At 70.7% G+C, this 19,073-nt stretch carries 21 protein-coding genes and 4 tRNA genes; 15 read left to right on the forward strand and 10 right to left on the reverse strand.

The window, feature by feature from the left end:
• The first annotated feature begins 81 nt into the window (after positions 1-81).
• Entirely contained in the window at positions 82-621 is a 540-nt protein-coding gene (locus K313_RS22125) for a MarR family winged helix-turn-helix transcriptional regulator (protein ID WP_029210763.1), read from the forward strand.
• A gap of 19 nt (positions 622-640) precedes the next feature.
• Here the strand turns inward: K313_RS22125 and K313_RS0105515 are convergent, their stop codons facing one another.
• Positions 641-1,504 (reverse strand): SDR family oxidoreductase, encoded by an 864-nt coding sequence (locus K313_RS0105515; protein WP_019286896.1) that lies wholly within the window; start codon positions 1,502-1,504, stop codon positions 641-643.
• Positions 1,505-1,785: 281 nt separating this feature from the next.
• On the opposite strand from K313_RS0105515, the gene K313_RS0105520 reads away from it, so the two are divergent.
• Both K313_RS0105520 and K313_RS0105525 read left to right on the forward strand, forming a co-directional pair.
• Entirely contained in the window at positions 1,786-2,490 is a 705-nt protein-coding gene (locus tag K313_RS0105520) for a GAF and ANTAR domain-containing protein (RefSeq protein WP_034251968.1), read from the forward strand.
• 66 nt (positions 2,491-2,556) lie between these two features.
• Positions 2,557-2,630: transfer RNA gene (locus K313_RS0105525), tRNA-Lys, on the forward strand.
• On the opposite strand, the gene K313_RS22905 is transcribed toward K313_RS0105525, so the two are convergent.
• The gene (locus tag K313_RS22905; RefSeq protein ID WP_029210765.1) at positions 2,628-3,134 is read right to left on the reverse strand and encodes a nitroreductase/quinone reductase family protein; all 507 of its coding nucleotides are present in this window, start codon (positions 3,132-3,134) and stop codon (positions 2,628-2,630) included. The two genes, K313_RS0105525 and K313_RS22905, sit on opposite strands and share 3 nt — an antisense overlap.
• A 31-nt stretch (positions 3,135-3,165) precedes the next feature.
• On the opposite strand from K313_RS22905, the gene K313_RS24415 reads away from it, so the two are divergent.
• From K313_RS24415 to K313_RS0105555, 6 genes are all read left to right on the forward strand, one after another.
• Complete coding sequence (locus tag K313_RS24415; protein ID WP_239261331.1) at positions 3,166-3,585, forward strand: hypothetical protein; 420 nt, start codon at positions 3,166-3,168, stop codon at positions 3,583-3,585.
• 57 nt (positions 3,586-3,642) lie between these two features.
• Entirely contained in the window at positions 3,643-4,293 is a 651-nt protein-coding gene (locus K313_RS24420; RefSeq protein WP_338021325.1) for a cyclase family protein, read from the forward strand.
• A complete protein-coding gene (locus tag K313_RS0105540; protein ID WP_029210766.1) occupies positions 4,290-5,972 on the forward strand; it encodes an AMP-binding protein in 1,683 nt (560 codons plus the stop codon). Before K313_RS24420 ends, K313_RS0105540 begins: the two co-directional genes overlap by 4 nt.
• The gene (locus K313_RS0105545) at positions 5,969-7,255 is read left to right on the forward strand and encodes a hydroxyacid-oxoacid transhydrogenase (protein WP_029210767.1); all 1,287 of its coding nucleotides are present in this window, start codon (positions 5,969-5,971) and stop codon (positions 7,253-7,255) included. The genes K313_RS0105540 and K313_RS0105545 overlap by 4 nt, the downstream gene beginning before the upstream one ends.
• Positions 7,256-7,280: 25 nt before the next feature.
• Positions 7,281-7,673, forward strand: coding sequence for a DUF952 domain-containing protein (locus K313_RS0105550; RefSeq protein WP_019286890.1), 393 nt, complete (start codon positions 7,281-7,283; stop codon positions 7,671-7,673).
• A gap of 160 nt (positions 7,674-7,833) precedes the next feature.
• On the forward strand, positions 7,834-8,190 hold the full coding sequence (locus K313_RS0105555) for a hypothetical protein (protein WP_029210768.1): 357 nt from the start codon (positions 7,834-7,836) through the stop codon (positions 8,188-8,190).
• A gap of 11 nt (positions 8,191-8,201) precedes the next feature.
• Here the strand turns inward: K313_RS0105555 and K313_RS0105560 are convergent, their stop codons facing one another.
• A complete protein-coding gene (locus K313_RS0105560) occupies positions 8,202-8,933 on the reverse strand; it encodes a polyamine aminopropyltransferase (protein ID WP_029210769.1) in 732 nt (243 codons plus the stop codon).
• A 62-nt stretch (positions 8,934-8,995) separates the two neighbouring features.
• Between K313_RS0105560 and K313_RS0105565 the strand changes: the two genes are divergently transcribed.
• Positions 8,996-9,289 carry a hypothetical protein gene (locus tag K313_RS0105565; RefSeq protein ID WP_019284941.1) on the forward strand — a complete coding sequence of 98 codons (294 nt, stop codon included), beginning with the start codon at positions 8,996-8,998 and terminating at the stop codon, positions 9,287-9,289.
• 5 nt (positions 9,290-9,294) lie between these two features.
• Here K313_RS0105565 and K313_RS0105570 read toward each other — a convergent pair whose 3' ends face one another.
• Positions 9,295-9,477 carry a hypothetical protein gene (locus K313_RS0105570; RefSeq protein WP_019284942.1) on the reverse strand — a complete coding sequence of 61 codons (183 nt, stop codon included), beginning with the start codon at positions 9,475-9,477 and terminating at the stop codon, positions 9,295-9,297.
• Positions 9,478-9,638: 161 nt separating this feature from the next.
• Here K313_RS0105570 and K313_RS0105575 point away from each other — a divergent pair, with 161 nt between their 5' ends.
• Entirely contained in the window at positions 9,639-10,259 is a 621-nt protein-coding gene (locus K313_RS0105575) for a hypothetical protein (RefSeq protein ID WP_019284943.1), read from the forward strand.
• Between the two features lie 85 nt (positions 10,260-10,344).
• On the opposite strand, the gene K313_RS20170 is transcribed toward K313_RS0105575, so the two are convergent.
• The 6 genes from K313_RS20170 to K313_RS0105605 all read right to left on the reverse strand — a co-directional run bounded on the left by K313_RS20170 (position 10,345) and on the right by K313_RS0105605 (position 16,886).
• Positions 10,345-11,628, reverse strand: coding sequence for an NAD(P)H-dependent oxidoreductase (locus K313_RS20170; RefSeq protein ID WP_034251971.1), 1,284 nt, complete (start codon positions 11,626-11,628; stop codon positions 10,345-10,347).
• Entirely contained in the window at positions 11,625-12,221 is a 597-nt protein-coding gene (rfbC, locus tag K313_RS0105585) for a dTDP-4-dehydrorhamnose 3,5-epimerase (RefSeq protein ID WP_029210770.1), read from the reverse strand. Before rfbC ends, K313_RS20170 begins: the two co-directional genes overlap by 4 nt.
• Entirely contained in the window at positions 12,221-13,261 is a 1,041-nt protein-coding gene (locus K313_RS0105590) for an NAD-dependent epimerase/dehydratase family protein (protein WP_019284946.1), read from the reverse strand. Before K313_RS0105590 ends, rfbC begins: the two co-directional genes overlap by 1 nt.
• A 5-nt stretch (positions 13,262-13,266) precedes the next feature.
• Positions 13,267-14,118 carry a sugar phosphate nucleotidyltransferase gene (locus K313_RS0105595; RefSeq protein WP_051274011.1) on the reverse strand — a complete coding sequence of 284 codons (852 nt, stop codon included), beginning with the start codon at positions 14,116-14,118 and terminating at the stop codon, positions 13,267-13,269.
• A gap of 316 nt (positions 14,119-14,434) precedes the next feature.
• The gene (gene mgrA / locus K313_RS0105600) at positions 14,435-15,475 is read right to left on the reverse strand and encodes an L-glyceraldehyde 3-phosphate reductase (protein ID WP_029210771.1); all 1,041 of its coding nucleotides are present in this window, start codon (positions 15,473-15,475) and stop codon (positions 14,435-14,437) included.
• Positions 15,476-15,512: 37 nt separating this feature from the next.
• Positions 15,513-16,886, reverse strand: coding sequence for an L-serine ammonia-lyase (locus tag K313_RS0105605; RefSeq protein WP_029210772.1), 1,374 nt, complete (start codon positions 16,884-16,886; stop codon positions 15,513-15,515).
• A 65-nt stretch (positions 16,887-16,951) separates the two neighbouring features.
• Between K313_RS0105605 and K313_RS0105610 the strand changes: the two genes are divergently transcribed.
• From K313_RS0105610 to K313_RS0105625, 4 genes are all read left to right on the forward strand, one after another.
• Entirely contained in the window at positions 16,952-18,055 is a 1,104-nt protein-coding gene (locus K313_RS0105610) for a PHP domain-containing protein (RefSeq protein ID WP_029210773.1), read from the forward strand.
• Positions 18,056-18,160: 105 nt separating this feature from the next.
• Positions 18,161-18,233 (forward strand) — tRNA-Glu (locus K313_RS0105615).
• Between the two features lie 77 nt (positions 18,234-18,310).
• Positions 18,311-18,387: transfer RNA gene (locus tag K313_RS0105620), tRNA-Asp, on the forward strand.
• A 46-nt stretch (positions 18,388-18,433) separates the two neighbouring features.
• A tRNA-Phe gene (locus K313_RS0105625) sits at positions 18,434-18,510 on the forward strand.
• The last annotated feature ends 563 nt before the right edge of the window (positions 18,511-19,073 follow it).

The following is a 19,073-nucleotide window of genomic DNA, read 5'->3' on the forward strand; positions in this document are numbered from 1 at the left end:
GCCGCCTGCCCTTGCAGACCACGCCCTCGTCGCAAGAAAGGTTCTTTCGACGGTCGAGTCATTCCACCATCGAAATACGTCATGGTCAACCGCCACCAGCCACAGCCGGATCCGCAGCAGCGATCCCAGCAGACGCCGACGGACCACCTCGTCAGCGAGGTGGGCGACGCCGTCCGCCGGCTCGGCCTGCAGGTCAACTCGTACGTCGCCGCGGTGGCGCGACAGACCGGCCACCACGCCGCGGACCTGCACGCGGTCGCCGTGGTGCGGCGGGCCGCCGAGCATGGGGCACCGATGGGCGCCGGCGACCTCGGCCGCACCCTGGGCCTCTCCCCCGCCGCGGTCAGCGCGATGCTCCACCGGATGGAGCGAGCCGGCCACGTGCAGCGCACCCGCGCCGGCGACGACGGCCGGCGCGTCCTGCTCGTCCCGACCGATCGGACCTTCGAGGACAGCAGCCACCTGTTCGAGCCCATGACGGACGGGTTCCGGGACGTCCTGGACGACTACTCGCCCGAGCAGCTCGCCGTGGTCACCGAGGTCCTGGACCGGCTGCGTGCCGCGACCGCCGACGCGGAGCACGAGATCGGCCACCGCGAGCGGGGGCTCGGGCCGGCGTGACCGACCCGAGCCCAGCCCGTCAGAAGACCGGCTTGCCGCCCGTCACGCCGAGGACCGTCCCGGAGACATAGCTCGCCTCGTCCGACGCCAGGAAGACATAGGCCGCCGCCACCTCGACCGGGTGACCGGCGCGACCGAGCGGGGTGTCGGAGCCGAAGCCCTCGACCTTCTCCACGGGCATGGTCGCCGGGATCAGCGGCGTCCAGATCGGGCCCGGTGCCACGGCGTTGACGCGGATGTCCCGCTCGCCCAGCTGGCCGGCCAGGTTGACGACCATGTTGTTGAGCGCCGCCTTGGTGCCGGCGTAGTCGAGCAGGTTGTCCGACGGGCTGTAGGCCTGGACGCTGGTCGTGATGATGATCGAGCCGCCGCGCAGCTCCTCCGCCAGCTCCTGCACCAGCCAGAACGGCCCGAACACGTTGGTCGCGAAGGTCCGCTCGATCTGCTCCGGCGGGAAGTCCTCGATGCGCTCGTGGGTCATCTGGTAGGCCGCGTTGGCGATCAGCACGTCCAGGCCGCCCAGGGCCGCGACGGCGGCCCGCGCCACGCGCTGGTTCTCGTCATACGTCCGCAGGTCCGCCTCGATCAGCTCGCAGGTGCCACCGGCCTCCTGCACCGCGGCCTGCGTCGCCCGGGCGTCCTCGGCCTCCTCGGCCAGGTGCGTGACGACGACCTTGGCGCCCTCCTTGGCAGCGACCACGGCCGTCGCACGGCCGATCCCGGAGTCGCCTCCGGTGATCAGGATCCGCTTCCCGGTCAGACGATCCCGACCGACCCACGACGCCTCGCCGTGGTCGGGCGCCGGGTCCAGGTCGGCGACGGTGCCGGGCCACTCCTGCTTCTGCTTCGGGATGGCGGACAGGTCTGGGGTGCTCTGGGGCATGGTCGTCCTCGCTCCGTCGTGATGCGGGTTGGGGTTGGGGGCAGGTTCTTGTCAGGTTCGGGTCAGCGCGGGGGTCAGCCGGGCTGGCAGGTGACAGCAGGTGTGGGGCCGCGGCTGGTGGCTGAACCGCGTGAGCGCCGACCGGTGTTGCCTCATAGGCCGGTTCGCCCCACACGACTCTCACGTACCCGGCGGAGACGAGCCTTACCCTGTGGGACGAGGTGAACGTGGTTCGCTCGGTGAGTAGCATTGCCCCGATGACCCGATCGAGGAGCGAGCCCATGGACCAGCTGCCACCCGAGGCGTCGCAGGTCTTCGCCCGCCTCAACGAGATCGTCCACTCCGGCGCCACCACGCAGGACGTCTACGACGCCATCGTCCACGCCACCGTCGAGCTCGTGGACGGGTGCGACCGCGCGGCCATCCTCCTGCGCGACCGGGAGCGGCTGACCAGCGTCGCCGCCACCGACCCGATCGCCAAGGGGATCGACGAGCTCGAGGTCAGCATCGGCGACGGACCCTGCCTCGACGCGATCCTCGACGAGGCCGTCCAGTTCGACCCGGACCTGTCCACGCCCACGGCGTGGCCCGAGCTGGCCGCGCGCGTCGTCGCCGACACGCCGGTGCGCGGGATGATCGGGTGCCGGCTCCTCATCGACGGCACCAAGGTCGGCGCCCTCGACCTCTTCTCCGACACGCCTGGCGCCCTCACCCAGCGATCCGTCGACCAGAGCGCCATCCTGGCGTCCCTCGCCTCGGTCGCCATCATGACCGTGCGCGCCCGCGGCGAGGCCGCCAACCTGACCAAGGCCCTGGACAACTCCCGCGCCATCGGCAAGGCCGTCGGGCTGATCATGGCGGCCCGCAAGATCGACGACGAGCAGGCCTTCCAGGTGCTGCGCAGGACGAGCCAGGAGCTCAACATGAAGCTCTCCTTCGTCGCCGAGGAGATCGTGCGCGGCCAGTCCCAGCAGGCGCACCGGTGAGCACCCGCCGCCGCGGCTAGACTGGCTCCTCGCGCCGACCACCACCTCACCGGGGTGGCGGTGCACGGGCCTCTAGCTCAGCTGGTCAGAGCAGCGGACTTTTAATCCGCGGGTCGTGGGTTCGAGCCCCACGGGGCCTACCGACATACCCGCAGGTCACATGCCTGCAGGGTGCGGGTCGTCCGACGCTGATAGGCCTCAATCGGGGCGCGGCGGGCCAGGGTCCCCCACAGGCGGTCTCGCTCGGCGCCGTGACTCTCCCGGGGGACGACCCGCACCCGCCGCCCGTCGACGACCACGATCGCCTCGCCGGCGGACCGCAGGTTGCACCACCAGTCGGGCTGCCGGTCGGCACCGGCGTTCGTGGCGGCGACCACCAGGTCCTCGCCGCTGCGCACAAAGACCAGCGGCGTGCTCCGCAGCCGTCCGCTGCGCCGTCCGATCGTCTCCAGGACGAGCAGCCGGGCGCCGAACCACTGGTCGGGGACCCGACCGTCCCAGCACCGAAGGAGACGGGCATGAGCCCCGGAGAGCACGCGCAGGACCGCGGGCGCACCGGCCGCCAGCGATGCCAGACCTGACAACGCACCCTGGAGCGCGGACAACGGGGAGACCGCGGGGACCGGGCGCAGGGACGGCGACATGGCCCTAATATACGGTTACGTATATCCTCCTGTGCAGCCCCTCATCCCGACGGCGGCGGCCACCGGGCTCGGGTCGTCCGGAGGTCGCGTGGTCGACCCCGACCCGTTGACGGGTGGGCCGGGCGACGATCTACTAGCTGGTAGCGCCCAACGGCGGGCGCAGACCGCACGGTCGCTCGACGACGAGACACCGGAGGACATCGTGACCGAGACGCCATCCATGCACGAGCTGCTCAAGGACGCACCCACCAACTGGGGCCGGTGGGGACCGGACGACGAGGTCGGTGCCCTGAACTTCCTGACCGACGACGAGGTGATGCGGGGGATCCGGAGCGTCAGGTCGGGGCGGGTATTCACCCTCCAGCGGATGATCGGTCACCCCAAGGGCGACCCCGTCTGGCCCGGTCGCGCGCCGGCGGTCCGCACCCAGATCCTGGACGAGTCGAGCTGAGACGAGGGCGCGGGCGGACCGGCCTTCCCCGGCGGGCTGCACTATGCCGACGACAAGATCGACGCCTTCCTGCAGGGGTCCACGCAGTACGACGCCCTCGGCCACGTGTGGTACGACGGCCAGATCTGGAACGGCTACGACGCCCGGACGACCGTCGGCGGGCTCGACAAGGCCAGCATCGGCCCCATCGCCGAGCGGGGCGTCGTGGGACGCGGCATCCTCATCGACATCGCGCGCTGGCGCGGCAAGGAGGCGCTCGACCCGGCCGAGACCTTCACCCACGAGGACCTCGTGGCCTGCGCCGAGGACCAGGGGACGCCGATCGAGAAGCACGACGTCCTCGTCGTGCGCACCAACTTCCTCAAGCACTTCTTCGACCAGGGCGAGCGCTTCTACGACGACTTCTGCGAGCCGGGGCTGGTCTACTCCCCCGAGCTCGTCCGGTGGTTCCACGAGATGGAGATCCCCAACCTGGCGACCGACACGATCGCCAACGAGATCACCTACGACCCCAGCAACGGCGCCGCCCTGCCGCTGCACTGCGCGCTGATGCGCAACCTGGGTGTGGCGCTCACCGAGATCTGCGACCTGGAGGAGCTCGCTGCCGACTGCGCGCAGGACCGGCAGTTCACCTTCATGTATGCCGCGGCGCCGCTGAAGGTCGCGAAGGCCGCGGGCACGCCGGTCAACCCCATGGCCATCAAGTGACCACCAGCACCGACCGTCCCTGGCTGTCGCTCTACCGCCAGGGCGTGCCGGCCGAGATCGACGCCGGGCACGGCTCGGTGCTGGCGGCCTTCGCCGCGACCGTCGCCCGCGACGGCGGCGCCCCGGCGATCCGCTACTTCGACGGCGTCCTCACCTACGCAGACCTCGACGCCCGCTCCTCGGCCCTGGCCGCGCACCTCGTCGACGAGGGGTTCGCGGCCGGGGACCGGCTGGCCGTCTACACCCAGAACGGCCCCGCGTTCGTCGTGGCGCTGCTGGCCGCGTGGAAGGCCCGCGGGGTGGCCGTGATGGTCAACCCCATGAACAAGACGGACGAGCTGGCCTACCTGCTGGGTGACTCCGGTGCGACGGCGCTGGTCTGCCTCGACGAGCTGTGGGAGTCGGTGGCCGCACCCTTGGTGGGGTTGGGCGCGACCCAGGTGCGTTGCGTGATCACGGTGGCTGCCACCGACGACCAGACGCGCGACGACACCCGCGTGATGAGCACCACGGCCGGCACCTCGACCGCGGGAGCGGTGCCGCTGCGCGAGATCCTGGACCGGGCGCGTGCGACCGGCGGCGTCACCCTGCCGCGGGCGGAGCCCGGCAGCGACGAGGTCGCCGTCCTCACCTACACCTCCGGCACCACCGGCGAGCCCAAGGGTGCGATGAACACCCACGGCAACCTCGTCGTCAACGCCGAGGTCTATCGCACCTGGATGGACCTCGGCCCCGACGACGTCGTCCTGGGCGTGGCCCCGCTGTTCCACATCACGGGTCTCGTCGGGCACGTCTGCCTGTCGCTGCTGGCCGGGGCGTCCCTGGTCCTCACCCATCGGTTCGACGCCGCCGTCATGGTCGACGCGATGCGCGAGCACCGGCCGACCTTCACCGTCGGATCCGTCACCGCGTTCATCGCCCTGAGCGGTGTTGACGGGATCGCCCGGGACGACTGGTCGAGCTTCCGGTCCATCTACTCCGGGGGCGCGCCGATCGCTCCGGCGGTGGCCGACCGGTTCGAGGCGGCCACCGGCCACTACCTGCACAACATCTACGGCCTGACCGAGACCAGCTCGCCGTCGCACGCCGTGCCCCGCGGCGCGCGCGCTCCCGTCGATCCAGGCAGTGGCGCCCTCTCGGTGGGGGTTCCGGTGTGCGGCACCACGGTTCGCGTGCTGGGGGACGACGGCGAGGCGCTCCCGCCGGGAGAGGCCGGCGAGCTCGCCACGAGCGGCCCGCAGGTGGTGCCGGGCTTCTGGCAGCGGCCGGAGGCCACCGCCGAGGGGATCCGCGACGGCGAGCTGCGCACCGGCGACGTGGGGATCATGACCCCCGAGGGCTGGTTCTTCCTGGTCGACCGCAAGAAGGACATGATCAACGCCGCCGGCTACAAGGTGTGGCCGCGCGAGGTCGAGGACGTCCTGTACTCCCACGACGCGGTCCGTGAGGTCGCGGTCGTGGGGGTGCGCGACGACTATCGCGGCGAGACCGTCGAGGCGTTCGTCTCCCTCGTCCCGGGCGTGACCGTCACGGGCGAGGAGATCGTGGCCTGGGCCCGGGAGCGCATGGCCGCCTACAAGTACCCCCGCGCGGTGGAGATCGTCGACGAGCTGCCCAAGACGACCACCGGCAAGATCCTCCGACGACAGCTACGCGACACGCAGGAGCAAGCACCATGAGCTATCACCCCGCCGACCCCGAGAGCATCTTCACGTATGGCGCCCCCCGGCTGAAGTTCGGCAACGGCGCCTCGGAGGAGATCGGCTACGACCTGTCCCTCACGGGCGCGAGGCGCGTGCTCGTGGTGACCGATCCCGGCATCGCGGCGACCGGCACGCCCCAGCGCGTCGCGGACCAGATGGCGACGTTCGGGATCGAGGCGCTGGTCTACGACCAGGTGCACGTGGAGCCCACGGACGCGAGCTTCCAGCATGCTATCGACCACGCGCGTGCCGCCGGACCGTTCGACGCCTACGTCGCGGTGGGCGGCGGCTCGAGCATCGACACCGCCAAGGCGATCAACCTGCTCACCACCAACCCCGGCGAGCTGATGGACTACGTCAACGTGCCGGTCGGTCAGGGACGGGCGCCGTCCCAGCCGTTGCACCCGCTCGTGGCGGTCCCCACGACCACCGGGACGGGCGCGGAGAGCACCACGATCTGCGTGCTCGACGTCCTCGAGCAGCAGGTCAAGACCGGGATCAGCCACGCCGCGCTGCGCCCCACCATGGCGGTCGTCGACCCGCGGCTCACGCTCACCCAGCCGGCGGGCGTGACCGCGAGCGCGGGCATGGACATCCTGTGCCACGCGCTCGAGAGCTGGACCGCGAGGCCCTACACGACCTACGAGCGCAAGACGCCCGAGGATCGCGTTCCCTACTGCGGCGCGAACCCGGTCTCGGACATGTGGTCTAGCCGCGCGATGCAGCTGCTCGCCACGTCCTTCCGGCGGGCGGTGCACCACGGTGACGACGAGCAGGCCCGCACCGACATGGCCCTGGCCTCGACCTTCGCGGGCATGGGGTTCGGCAACGCCGGCGTGCACATCCCGCACGCCAACGCCTACCCGATCGCGGGCCGGGTCAAGGACTTCCACCCGGAGGGCTACCCCCGCGAGGAGCCGATGGTGCCGCACGGGATGTCGGTGTCGCTGACGGCTCCGAAGGCCTTCCGCTTCACCTTCGACACCAACCCGCAGCGTCACGTCGAGGCCGCCCGCATGCTCGACCCGCAGGCCGAGATGACCGACGACCCGGCCGACCTCCTCCCGACCGTCCTCGCCCGGCTGATGCGCGACATCGGGATCCCCGACGGGTTGGCCGCCGTCGGCTACGACGAGAGCGACGTGGACCACCTCGTCGGCGGCACGATGAAGCAGCAGCGCCTGCTCGCCGCCGCGCCCAAGGACGTGACCGAGGACGACGTCGCGGCGATCTTCCGGGGGTCCTTCGCCAACTGGTGACCCGCACCCGTGGTCCCATGGGGTCATGACCCGACGCCCGAGGCGCAACGCCGGCAAGCCCCAGAGCGCCGACATCATCGGCCACCTCACGACCCTCGCCGCGTGGGAGGAGGGCCGGGATGCCGGCGCCTACACCACGTCGACGCACGGACGCACGCTCGACCAGGAGGGGTTCATCCACTGCTCCTCCCCCGAGCAGCTTCCCGCGACGGCCCGGCGCTTCTACCGCGACGTGCCGGGACCGTTGGTCGTCCTGATCATCGAGCCGGCGCTGCTGGGCCGCAGCCACCTCAAGCTGGAGGCGGCGGAGGAGGGCGGCGAGACCTTCCCGCACGTCTATGGCCCCATCCCGCCGGAGGCCGTGATCTCGGCCGTGCCCGCCCACTTCGAGGACGGCGAGCTGCGGCTGGCGAGGTGAGGGCGTCCGCGACCCTCGCGACCGGCTGACGACACCACGGCTACCGCCTGGCGATCCGATCGATCAGGACTCCCCGTTCGCCGTGCGAAGGAGTAGGCCTGGTGGTACACGCCGGGCAGCCGCTCCGACGCGCACGAGCCGCGAGTCCCCAGGAGTCGCCATGTCGTCCACGATCCGGGTGCGCCGCCTCGCCGCCGCCACCCTCGCCACCCTCGCCACCGGAGCGTTGCTCCTTGCACCCGTGCCCGGCGCCTCCGCGTCCGTGGCTCTTGCCACCGGTCCGCCGGCCTCCACCTCGTCGAGCCTCGTCTCGTCCGCGCTGGGCGCTGCGGCGATCCCGCCTCCGGCCCCGGCGCCCGCGCCCGCCCAGGTGCCCGCCGCCCGACCACGCGGCCAGCGCACCCTCGGGGAGAGCGGCGACCTGCGCTTCGGCTACCTGCGGGGCGCGATCATGCTCGCCACGATGTTCGCCATGGCGGGGTACTTCCTGCCCAACCCGCGCAAGGACCCGCACTGACCGGTCAGCGGTCAGCGGTCTCCGGGCGAGCGGTCGAGCGGTCGCCGGCACGCATAGAGCACGTCCGGCGAGGCGTCCGCGCGCCCCACGTCGAAGCGCCCCACGTCGACCCGCTCGATGTCGGCGTAGACCTGCCGCAACCGCCCCTCGAAGGCGTCGGACGGTGAGGCCGACCAGTAGACGCAGCTGCCGCCCGGCGCCAGGCGCCGGGCGGCCACGAGGAGGGCGGGGACGGCATACAGACCCGCGTTGCGCTCGTGGACCAGCCACTCGGGACCGTTGTCGGTGTCGAGCACGATGGCGTCGTAGGTCTCCTGCGTCGTTGAGAGGTGCTCCCCCACGTCCGCCCGGATGACCCGCAGCCGGTCCAGGTCCCGGCCGGACAGCCCCCAGTGGGCCCGGAAGTAGCGCTCCCACCACCGGACCACGAGGGCCTCGACCTCCACGACGTCGACGCGCCCCACCCCCGACTCCAGGGCCTGGACCACCGACGCCCCGACGCCGAGACCGCCGACGAGCAACCGCGCGCCCGGCCGCACCCGGGCCAGCGTCGCGCTGACCATCAGGCGCTCGGAGACCGTGAGGCGGGTGTCCATCAGGAACACGCCGTTGGCGATCACCTCGAGGTCTGCCCCGTCGGTCCGCAGCACGAGCTCGCCGTTGACCCCCTGGCCCCGGTCGAGCACGACCAGCGAGCCCCCGGCACCCTCCCCGAATCCGCCACCAGCGGTCACCGACGGCATGAGCCGCGTCCGCCGGGGTATGCGCGACGGGACCAACGAGTGCCCAGCCGAAGGAGATTCACATGTCCTCCCGCACCTGGATGCGCCGCGCGGCCGTGACCGCCCTGGCCGCCGCCGTCCCTCTCGCCACGGTCCCCGCCGCGTCTGCGGCACCGTCCGCGACGCCGCAGCGCCTCGTCGTCGCCGTGCCGGCCGACACCACCAGCCCGACCCCCAGCAGCACCACCGAGCGCCCGGTCACCAAGGGCGAGCAGGGAGACCTCAGCTTCGGCTACCTGCTCTTCGGCGTGATCCTCGCGCTCGGCCTGGCGCTGGGCGCGTGGTTCCTGCGGACGCGACGCGGCCGCCCCCAGTGACGGGCTCACCCCTGTGAGCTGCGGTGGCCGTTCTTGAGCTCCATCACCAGCTCGTCCAGGGCACGCGCCAGGGTGGGCATCGCCGCACGCACGCTCTCGTGCTGCTGCGCGGTGTAGTCGGGATTGCTGCCGTTCTCCGTCCACGCCCGGACCACGGCGTCCAGGACCTTGACGCGACGCTCGTCCATGGTGACCTCCTCGTCACTGGTTGGTGCAGGTCATCCTCGCACCTCGACGAGGATGCGGCGCACCCACCCCCGGTGTCGGCCGCGTCCTTCTGGAGACCCGGCACCCGACCGACATACGGGCACCGGTTGGGCGCCCTGTCACCCTCGGTTACGGTCGCGACATGGACATCTCGATGGAGAGCTTCCACGTGGGGGGACGCAAGGTCGGTGCCCTCGTGCGACGTCTGACCTCCACCCAGCTGCGCAGCCTCCTCGTCTATCGCGACGGGCAGCGGCTGCAGCGCACCGACCACCTGCTCACGCACACCGGTGACGTGCGCGACTGGACGTCCTGCTCGATGAGCACCCCTGAGGGATCCACGTCCGCCCGGCGCACCGACCGCACGACGGTCGACGTCGACGGCGCCTCCCACGCGATCCCCCGCGACACGATCCCGAGCAGCGCCCAGTCCGTGGTGCTGGAGCAGATGCTGGCCGGCTCGCACACCGACGAGGAGTTCCACGTGCTCGACGAGTCCGCGCCCGAGCACGCACCCCGCAGCGCCCACCTGAGCGTCGGCAACCCCGAGACCGTGCAGCTGCCCGGGCGGCCCGACCAGCAGCTCGGCACCGTCACGCTCTTCGTCGACGAGTCACCCTCGCACCACTTCTGGTTCGACAGCCACCACGTCCTCGCGGCCGACTGGCAGGGGCCACGGAGCTACCGCGTCACCTCGCACGACGAGCTCCTCGCCGGGCTCGACGACGAGGTCGCCGCCGCCGTGCGGGAGTTCATCGCCTGACCAGCGGACGACCTGCCCCGTATGCCGGAGCCCGCCCCCTACCTCGTCGAGGCAGGCGGCGGGCTCCGGCATACGGAGTGAGTCGTCAGGCCAGGGAGGCCTGCTCCTCGCGCAGCGCGTCGACGAGTCGGCCCTGCGGCAGCTCGACGTCCGCGTAGGTGAAGTACTCGTCCTTCTTGACGTCGCGCCTGAGGACGCAGCCCTCGGCGACGCCCATAGGCAGCAGGCCCTCGTCGGCGGTGACGCCCGCGGCCTCGCACTGGCCGTAGGTGTCGTAGCCGCCGAGACCGTCGATCGTGTCGCCGGCCTTGAGGTCGCGCTTGGCGACCGTGATGACCTCGACGGTGGGCTTCCCGGCCGGGGTGATCGCGTAGTCCCCGAAGAGGACGGCGCGCGCGACGGTCAGCGGCACCTCGAAGTGGCACAGGTGGTACGGCGTGTAGAAGGAGTACAGGGGCCCGTCACCCAGCTTGTAGAGCTTGAGGTAGTGCTGCTGCTTGGGGTCGTCGTGGGTCGCGAAGCAGTACACGCCGGGACCCGGCTGGGCGCCCACGACGTAGTCCACGACGCCACCGAGCTCCTTGAGCTGCTCGACGTCGTAGAGCTTGGTCGCCGTGTCGATGTGCTCACGGTGGTCGGCGCCCTTGAGGCCACGCTTCTCGACCGTCATGCCCGTGGCGTTGGCGACCAGCGCCTGCTCGAAGGACACCTTGGTGCCGTCCGCGAAGCTCGTCACCATGTAGGGGTCCTGGCCCCACTGCTTGGCGAACCCCTCCTGGGTGGTCGGGTTGCGGTACTCGTCCTGCAGGCCCTTGATGTTGCCCATGACCAGCGGCGTGAGCCCGATGGACTTCACGAAGCGGTAGAGGTTCATCTGGACGCCCGGCTGGTCGCCGTCGCAGCCCGTGATGATGACGCCCTTGGCCAGCGCCCGCTGCTTGAGCGCGTAGCCCACGGTCCCGTCGACCTCGGCGTTGAGCAGCACCACGTGCTTGCCGCCCTCGATGGCGTCGGCGACGACGTGCGCGCCGTACTCCACCGCGCCGGTGGCCTCGACGATCGCGTCGATGGACCCGGCCTCGGTGACGGCCTTGTGGTCGCTCGTGATCACGGCCTTGCCGGCCTCGACCGCGGCGTCGACGGCCGTGGCGTCCTCGCAGACCTCCCACTCCGAGGTCCCGGCCTCGGTGTAGGCGCGCTCGGCGTTGGCCTGGGTGCGGTTGACGATGGCGGCGACGACCATGCCGGGCACCGAGTTGGTGACCTGGTTGACGAAGCCGCGACCCATGAACCCGGCGCCCACGAGGGCGACGCGGATCGGGTTGCCCTCGGCCTCGCGCTGGGCCAGGGCGGTGTCGACGATGATCATGCATCCTCCTTGAGCTGCGCCTGGCGCGGGGCCGGGAGCGTCGCGGGCTTCTCGACGTCGTCGCGCTCGGCGAAGAGCGGCCAGGCCGCGTCCTTGTCCGAGATGACCTCGACCTCGCGGCCCCAGTCGATCCCGAACGCCGGGTCGTCGTGGCGGAAGCCGCGCTCGGTGTTGGGCGTGTAGGCGTGCGAGACCTGGTAGGTCACCTCGCAGTCGTCCTCGAGCGTCAGGTAGCCGTGCGCGAAGTACTCGGGCACGTACAGCGCCTGACGGTTGTCCGCCGTGAGCTCGACCTTGACGTGCTGCAGGTAGGTCGGGCTCTCGGGGCGCATGTCGACGATGACGTCGAGGATGCGGCCGCGGATGCAGCGGACCAGCTTGGCCTCGGGGGCCGGGTCGATCTGCTGGTGCATGCCGCGGATCGTGCCGGCCTTGTAGTTGTAGGACATGTTGCACTGGATCACGGCCGGGGTGAGACCGGCGTCCTCGAACTCCTGGGTGCAGAAGGTCCGGGCGAAGAAGCCTCGCTCGTCCTGCAGGAGCTTGAGGTCGATCAGGGCAGGGCCCTCGATGTCGAAGGTGCGGAACTCCATCAGACGATGCTCCCCGCAGGCTTGGTCCAGAACATCTGGTCGTCGATCTGCTTGGTGCGCATGAGGTGCTCCAGCTGCTTCAGGCGCGTGTGGCCGCGACCGGTGAAGGTCGCCTCGTCCAGGTCGATGGTCGTGAAGACCTCGGCGAGCTGCTGGGCGCCACGCTCGGCGTCCCAGTCGCTCGCGTAGCCCGGCAGCTGCGACGCGATCTTGTCGAAGTTGACCTTGTAGGAGCGGTTGTCCCCGGCGTTGTCGCCGAAGGTGACCTCGCAGCCCGGGAAGGCCGCGCCGACGATCTCGGCGATCTCGCGGACGCGCCAGTTGTGCTCGGTCTTGCCGACGTTGAAGATCTGCTGGTGCACGGCCTCGCGCGGCGCGGTGATGGCGCAGCGGATCGACTTGGCGATGTCGAGGGCGTGGACCAGGGGACGCCACGGGGTGCCGTCCGAGGTCATCGCGATCTTCTTGGTGGTGTAGGCGAGGCCCGACAGGTTGTTGAGCACGATGTCGAAGCGCATGCGCGGGGAGGCACCGTAGGCGGTGGCGTTGCGCATGAACGTGGGCGAGAAGTTGTCGTCACCCATCGGCAGGACGTCGCGCTCGACCATGGCCTTGCACTCGGCGTAGGCCGTCTGCGGGTTGACCTGGGACTGCTCGTCGACGACACCGTCGGCGACGCCGTAGACCGAGCAGGAGGACATGTAGACGAACCGGGAGACGCCGGCCTGCTTGGCCAGCTCGGCCAGCTTGACCGATCCCTTGTGGTTGACGTCGTAGGTGACGTTGGGGATCAGCGCGCCCAGCGGGTCGTTGGACAGCTCGGCCATGTGCACGATCGCGTCGTGGCCGCGGACGTCCTCGACGGTCAGGTTGCGGATGTCCTTGCGGAGCGTCTTGGCGCCGAGGTCGACGCCGTTGTAGAGCCATCCCTGGGCGTAGAAGCCCGTGTCGACGCCCGTGACGTCGTGGCCGTCGCGGATGAGCTCCGCGGCGACGAGACAGCCGAGGTAGCCCTCGGTACCAGTGACCAGAACCTTCATGTGTGTCAGCCCTTCCAGATCTTCCAGGGAGCCTTGTCGGCGTCCCACAAGCCGTTGAGTTCCTTCCAGTCGCGGAAGGTGTCCATGCCCATCCAGAAGCCCTCGTGCTCGTAGACGGCGAGCTCGCCGTCGCGCGAGACCTGCTGCAGGGGCTTCTTCTCGAGCATGTCCTCCTCGTCGATGTCGGCGAGGTAGCGGTCCACGAACTCCCGCTTCATCATGAAGAAGCCGCCGCTGACCCAGCCGGTCGCGAGGGTGGGCTTCTCGTTGAACTCGGTGACCATCTCGCCCTTGTCGTCCACGTGCATCTCGCCGTAGCGGCTCGCGGGGTGGACGCCGGTCACGCAGGCCATCTTGTCCATGCGCACGGCGTGCTGGACCTCCGCGCTGATGTCGATGTCACCGATGCCGTCGCCGTAGGTCAGCATGAACCAGGGTGCGTCGAGGTACTTGCTCACGAGCTTGACGCGACCGCCGGTCCCGGCGTCGAGGCCGGTCTCGACCAGCGTGATGGTCCAGTCCTCCTCGATCTCCTCGCCACCGACGAACTCCGGCTCCGCGCCGGGTCGCAGGACCACGTCGGCCGAGAGGCGGCGCCGGTCCAGGAAGTAGCTCTTGATGACGTCGGACTTGTAGCCCAGGCACAGGACGAAGTTGCGGAAGCCGTGCTCGTAGTAGGTCTTCATGATGTGCCAGACGATCGGCTTCTCGCCGATCTCGATCATCGGCTTGGGCAGCTTCTCGCTCGCCTCGCGGATGCGGGTGCCCTGGCCACCGCAGAGGATGACGACGGGGATCTGGGAGACGTCCACGGGAGCGCCCCCGGCTCCTGCTGGCTGTGCGTGGTCGACAGTCACGTGCTCTGCTTCTTTCTCTCGGACGAGAACGCCCGGCACCATCCGGTGCCCGGGCCAGCCGCGCCCCACCGACAGGGACGTCCCGACGTCGGGACGGTCACGTCTCTCCCCCGACCTCCGAGCCCGTCGCACCAGGTGCGGCGGCACCCCCCTTCGAGATCTCGGGGAGATCACGGCCACTCATGACTCTAGGTGCGCCGCCGGGAGCCTGACGGGTGAGCCGGTTTTTCTCACAAGGATGCGCCAATCCGTGCGCGGAGAGTAGTTATCGACCCCGCAGCGTAGTGCCCGGGATGTCCCAGGACGTCCTTCGCCGTCACGCTTGCGAGGATCGTGCCCACAGGTTGATGCCGGCGTCGACGGCGTCGCGATCGATCTCCTCGAGCTCCTCGGGGGTGAGGTCGAGATGCCGCAGGGCGTCGAGGTTCTGGTCGAGCTGCTCCACGCTGGAGGCCCCGACCAGCGTCGACGTCATCCGGGGGTCGCGCAGCACCCAGGCCAGAGCCAGCTGGGACAGGGACGTCCCGCGTCGCTGCGCCACACCGGCCAGCGCCCGGACGTGCCGCAGGGTCTGGTCCGAGAGCTGGTCCGTCGACAGGCTCGACCCCGCCCGCGCTGCCCGGCTGTCGTCCGGAACCCCGTCGAGATAACGCTCCGTGAGCAGGCCTTGGGCCAGTGCGGTGAACGCAATACACCCCATACCCTGCCTTTCCAGCTCATCCAGCAGATCCTCCTCGATCCACCGGTTGAGCATCGAGTACGACGGCTGGTGGATGAGCAGCGGGGTGCCGAGGTCCCGCGCGATCTCGGCGGCCTCCCGGGTCTTGGCCGCGGAGTATGACGAGATCCCGACGTAGAGCGCCTTGCCCGACCGCACGGCGTGGTCCAGCGCCATCATCGTCTCCTCGACCGGCGTCTCCGGGTCGAAGCGGTGGCTGTAGAAGATGTCGACGTAGTCCAGGCCGAGCCGCTGCAGGGACTGGTCCAGGCTGGCGAGGACGTACTTGCGGGCGCCACCGCCCTGCCCGTAGGGGCCCGGCCACATGTCGTAGCCCGCCTTGGTGGAGATGACGAGCTCGTCGCGGAGCCCGGCGAAGTCGTCGCGGAGGTACTCCCCCATGTGGATCTCGGCCTGGCCGTAGGGCGGCCCGTAGTTGTTGGCCAGGTCGAAGTGCGTCACGCCGCGGTCGAAGGCGCGCCGCAGGATGGCCCGCTGGGTCTCGCGCGGCCGGTCCGTGCCGAAGTTCTGCCACAGACCGAGCGAGATGACAGGGAGCCGCAGGCCGCTGCGCCCGCAGCGTCGATAGAGCATGTCGCCGTCGTAACGGTCCTGCGCGGGGCGGTAGGCGTTCGTCATACGACCATCCAAGCGCACCGAGCCGGGGCGTGCCGGGTCAGCACTCGATGACGTTGACCGCGAGGCCGCCTCGGGCCGTCTCCTTGTACTTCACCTTCATGTCGGCGCCCGTCTCGCGCATGGTCTTGACGACCTTGTCCAGCGAGACGATGTGCGTCCCGTCGCCGCGCAGCGCGGTGCGGGCCGCCGTGACGGCCTTGACCGCCGCGACGGCGTTGCGCTCGATGCAGGGGATCTGGACGAGCCCGCCGACGGGGTCGCAGGTGAGGCCGAGGTTGTGCTCCATCCCGATCTCGGCGGCGTTCTCGACCTGTCCGGGCGTCCCGCCGAGCACCGCCGCCAGGCCGGCCGCGGCCATCGCGCAGGCGGAGCCCACCTCGCCCTGGCACCCCACCTCGGCGCCGGAGATCGAGGCCCCCTCCTTGATGATCATGCCGATCGCCGCCGCGGTCAGCAGGAAGCGGACCACCCCCAGGTCGTCGGCACCCGGCACGAACCGCACGTAGTAGTGCAGGACAGCGGGGATGATCCCGGCGGCGCCGTTGGTCGGCGCGGTGACGACGCGTCCGCCGGCGGCGTTCTCCTCGTTGACGGCGAGGGCGTAGAGGGTGATCCAGTCGAGCCCCCGCAGCGGGTCGACGTTGCCCTCCTCGAGGGCGAGTCGCAGCGCCAGCTCGGGGGCGCGCCGACGGACCCGCAGCCCACCCGGGAGCACCCCCTCGGTGGTGATGCCGTTGTCCACGCACTCCTGCATGACGCGCCAGATCTCCAGGAGCCCCGCCCTGACCTCGGCCTCGCTGCGCCAGGCGCGCTCGTTGTCGAGCATGACCTGGGCGATCGAGCGGCCGGTCTCCGCGCAGACCGCGAGCAGCTCGTCACCGGTCCGGAACTCGTGCGCGACCGGGGTCTCGTCCTCGACGATCCGGTGGCCGCCGGACCCGTCCTCGACCACCACGAAGCCGCCACCCACCGAGTAGTAGGTGCGCTGCACCGGCTCCTCCAGCCCCTCGACGACGGCCTCGCAGGTCATGCCGTTGGAGTGACCGGGCAGGGACCGGGTCCGGTGCATGACGAGGTCGGTGGCCTCGTCGAAGTCGATCTCGTGGCGTCCCAGCAGCGCCAGCCGCTTGGTCGCGCGCATGTGCGCGAGACGGCCCTCGACGGCGCGGGGGTCGACGAGCTCCGGCGCCTCTCCGGACAGCCCGAGCAGGACCGCCTTGTCGCTGCCGTGGCCGTGGCCCGTCGCGCCCAGCGACCCGTAGAGCTCGACCCGCAGGCTCGTGACCCGGTCGAGCTGCCCGTCCGCCTCCAGCGACCGGACGAACATCAGCGCCGCGCGCATCGGGCCCACCGTGTGCGAGCTCGACGGCCCGATACCGATCGAGAAGAGGTCGAAGACGCTCAGTGCCATGCCCTGACCGTAGGTGACCCGCGCCACCTCGGCCAAGCCACCCCCTGCGGTGCGACGATGGCCGTATGCCGAAGCCCGCCGCCACCGGACCCCAACGCCACGGCTCCGCCTCCGCCGAGCCGATCGCCGACACCCTGACCCCCGACGCCGCCGGGGTCGTCCTGGCCCTGCGCCGCATCTCGTTCCTGCTCGAGCGGGCGCTGGAGTCCAGCTACCGCATCAAGGCCTTCCGCGGGGCCGCGGCCACGCTGGGGGCGCTCGGCGACGACGAGCTGACGACCCGCGCCGCTGCCGGGACGCTGCAGGACCTGCCCGGGATCGGCAAGGGCAGCGAGGCGATCGCGCAGGCGGTGCTGCGCGGCGAGGAGCCCGTCTACCTCGCCCAGCTCGAGGAGCGCGAGTCCGCACCCCTGGCCCGCGACGGCCAGGAGCTCGTCGTCCTGCAGCGCGGCGACCTGCACAGCCACTCTGACTGGTCGGACGGCGGGTCCCCCATCGACGAGATGGTGATGACCGCGGTCGAGCTGGGGCGGGAGTACCAGGTGCTCACGGACCACTCCCCCCGCCTCAAGGTCGCCAACGGCCTGTCGCCCGAGCGTCTGCGCAAGCAGCTCCAGGTGGTCGCCGGTGCCAACCAGATCGTGCCCGGCAGCTTCCGGCTGCTGTCGGGGATCGAGGTCGACATCCTCGACGACGGATCGCTCGACCAGGAGCCCGACCTGCTCGAAGAGCTCGACGTGGTGGTCGCCTCGGTGCACTCCAAGCTCAAGATGGAGTCCGCCGCGATGACGCGCCGCATGGTCGCGGCCGTCAGCAACCCGCGCACCAACGTGCTGGGGCACTGCACGGGCCGGCTCGTCACCGGAGGCCGAGGCAAGCGGCCGCAGTCGTCGTTCGACGCCCGCGTCGTCTTCGAGGCGTGCGCCGCCCACGACGTCGCGGTCGAGATCAACTCCCGGCCGGAGCGGCAGGATCCGCCGGACGACCTGATCACGCTGGCGCTGGACGCCGGGTGCCTGTTCGCGGTCGACACCGACGCGCACGCGCCGGGGCAGCTGGACTTCCAGCAGCTGGGGGCCGAGCGGGCCTGGCACCTCGGGGTCCCAGCCGAGCGCATCGTCACCACCTGGCCGCGAGATCGCCTGCTGGAGTGGGCCGCTCGACGCTGACTCCGACCCGATTAGGAGTTCTCCGCCGCCGTCCCCTATGCTTTCGGAGTCCTCGACGGGCTCGAGCTACTAGAGCGCTAGCGGCAGAGGGCCCGAGAGATTCGGGTCCCCATCGTCTAGCGGCCTAGGACCCCGCCCTTTCACGGCGGTAGCACGGGTTCGAATCCCGTTGGGGATACAGAGCATGTACGATGGACAAGTTGGTCACGGCCAGCGAGTTGTCGGAGTGCTTGAGGTAGTCACTCCTCACCCTTTGGCCCCGTAGCGCAGTTGGTTAGCGCGCCGCCCTGTCACGGCGGAGGTCGCCGGTTCGAGCCCGGTCGGGGTCGCCAGTCTCTCCCTCGGGAGAGACTTCGCGATATCTTGAGGATGTCGCGAGGCCAGGTAGCTCAGTTGGTACGAGCGTCCGACTGAAAATCGGAAGGTCGGCGGTTCGACCCCGCCCCTGGCCACCAGCAAGCCGCATCCCGACCGGGGTGCGGCTTCGTCGTTCTCGCTGCGGCTCCCCCCGCCTGCGTGCGCCTGGGGCCGCGCATCCCCCTCGTCGGCGCGGCCCCGGCGCAGCACCATGACATCCCGCCCGGCACTCAAGTGCGACGCCCACCTTTTGAGGGGTGCTCACTCGGGGTCGGTGGTGCGCGGCGTGCGCCTCGTCGTTGAGCACCATGTCGGCGACCGGCGACGACTCGGCGATGTCGATGGCCGCCTGCACGTCGGGGGCGCGCTCGTAGCCCTGGGCCGCCCAGTCGATCGAGGCCCGGCGCGAGGAGAACGTCCAGGGCTGGGTCACCGCCCGCACGAAGGTCTCACGGTCCTGGTCGACCTCGAAGTGGTCGAAGACGTAGTCGACCCCCGCCTGCACGATCCGGCGCGAGATCAGCTCGTTCTCTCGGGCGTAGGCGCTGATCAGGATGATGCTGGTGACGCCGGCGGGAGTGTGCCGGCGCACCTCCTGCGCGAGCCGCGCGCCCGGGAAGTGGTCGTGCGCCGGGATCGAGTCCACGCCCGAGCGCCGCGC

The organism is Arsenicicoccus bolidensis DSM 15745, from assembly GCF_000426385.1.
Lineage (GTDB): Bacteria > Actinomycetota > Actinomycetes > Actinomycetales > Dermatophilaceae > Arsenicicoccus > Arsenicicoccus bolidensis.